The 1,553-nt window shown below is 34.8% G+C and carries 3 protein-coding genes and 1 pseudogene; 1 reads left to right on the top strand and 3 read right to left on the bottom strand.

The genetic code is table 11. From position 1 onward, the window contains the following. Positions 1-10 precede the first annotated feature (10 nt). A pseudogene (locus tag J5J03_RS16780) lies at positions 11-292 on the bottom strand (transposase); the annotation flags it as partial. Between the two features lie 47 nt (positions 293-339). After that, positions 340-594, bottom strand: coding sequence for a hypothetical protein (locus J5J03_RS16775; protein WP_208591070.1), 255 nt, complete (start codon positions 592-594; stop codon positions 340-342). Positions 595-745: 151 nt separating this feature from the next. Between J5J03_RS16775 and J5J03_RS16770 the strand changes: the two genes are divergently transcribed. Beyond that, positions 746-1,207: a hypothetical protein gene (locus tag J5J03_RS16770; RefSeq protein WP_208591069.1), complete on the top strand. Its 462-nt coding sequence runs from the start codon at positions 746-748 to the stop codon at positions 1,205-1,207. Between the two features lie 13 nt (positions 1,208-1,220). On the opposite strand, the gene J5J03_RS16765 is transcribed toward J5J03_RS16770, so the two are convergent. Further along, on the bottom strand, positions 1,221-1,553 hold a 333-nt coding region (locus tag J5J03_RS16765), incomplete at its 5' end, for an IS3 family transposase (protein ID WP_208590834.1).

Raw genomic sequence — 1,553 nt, 5'->3', positions numbered from 1 at the left:
ATCACATCTACTTTCGTCCCATGATCAGCGCGGCCTGCTTTAAAATATCATTTTCCATGGCCAGTTTTTGATTTTCATTACGAAGTTTGATTAACTCTTCTTGTTCTGGTGTGCGATTGTCTTTTTCTTGGAACGATCCACTTTCATGATACTGTCGAACCCACTTATCAAAGGAGGAAGGCGTCAGTTCATATTCTTTAATAATTTCTGCACGGGGTTTACCAGATGCATGCAGTTGTACCATTTGTTCCTTAAATTCTTTGGAAAAGCTTCTTCTCATTCTTCTGGTCATTTTAAAACTCCTCGGCTTTTATTTGAACCAAGTCTATCTGACCTTAACTAACTTGTCCAATCTAGTGTAACCGGTTCAGCCCCTATTTTCGCAAACAGATGATCTTTAAATTTAATCCCAATTGTTGCAGCTAAAATGAGCAGGGTAATAGTGATTATACTCTCTGGTATATTAAGCTGAAGGAAATTAAATACATGTTCACCGAGAGGTTTTTTATTGATTATCGTATTCGACACTGCGATAGCTAAAATAAAGAAAAGTAATGATAGACTACCTACTCCTAACCTTCTATTTTTTTTCAAATTAATTACCTCCTAATAGAAAAATTCGGAAATGATATTGATAAATGAAACGCTTTAAGTTATTATATACAATATAACATATATGTTATAAAATACCAATATTGCAGAAGAAGCGGTAAATGTTGAAGAGCTGGAAAATGAAATCAGCACTATGATGACTAACGAATTGAGAAATTTCACCGAAGCTGATAACGTTGAATACGGGGAAGTTGAAATCACTCTAGAAGAAAGTACACTTGAAGAATACAAATATGATAAACAAGAGGTTGTTAACGCTTTTAAAGAGGAAACAGAGAATATTAAAGAAGGTTCAAAAAATACAAAAATAGAATTTGAGAAGCAAAAAGTTGAAACTTCAAATTCAGAAATTGGAACACAATCTATAATTGACAGAAGAACTTACTATATTGCTAGAGTGTGGTCAGGTATACCCGCTATAGGTCTTGACTCATCTATAATCCATAATTTTAACGCAACTACCAGAGATGGTTATATTAAAAGCATATCGTTAAGAGGAAGCTCCTATGAAAAAGGCTTTATTAAACTTAGTAAGTGGACTCACAATGATAGCTGGTATGAGATAAATTCCCAGGGTGTGGTATGTCAACACTAAATCGGACAATTTTTTAAAGGTTCATCAACTTGTATTCAGTAGGTGTTAAATAATTTAGAGATCCATGAATTCGAATGTGGTTGAACCAATGAACATAATCAAAAAGTTCAAGGTCAAGTTCGTGTTGGTTAGTAAAATAAGCCCCTTTGACAAACTCTGTTTTGATGGTCTTAAATGTAGCTTCTGCAACGGCATTGTCATACGGCGTTCCTTTTTCGCTCAATGAACGCTCAATACCAAACGTTTCTAATGCCTGATCAATAAGTTGGTTCTTAAACTCACTGCCTCTATCCGTGTGAAACAATTCAAGATGATGAAGATTGTATGGAACGGATGCAAAGGCACG

The organism is Gracilibacillus suaedae (genome assembly GCF_017599345.1).
GTDB lineage: Bacteria > Bacillota > Bacilli > Bacillales > Amphibacillaceae > Gracilibacillus > Gracilibacillus suaedae.
Note: the sequence above shows the minus strand (reverse complement) of the source record. Positions and strands in the feature narration are given on the sequence as shown.

What these genes read in the sequence shown, in the direction of transcription:
- J5J03_RS16770 (WP_208591069.1), top strand. Translation starts at nt 746, where the DNA reads ATGATGACTAACGAATTGAGAAATTTCACCGAAGCTGATAACGTTGAA.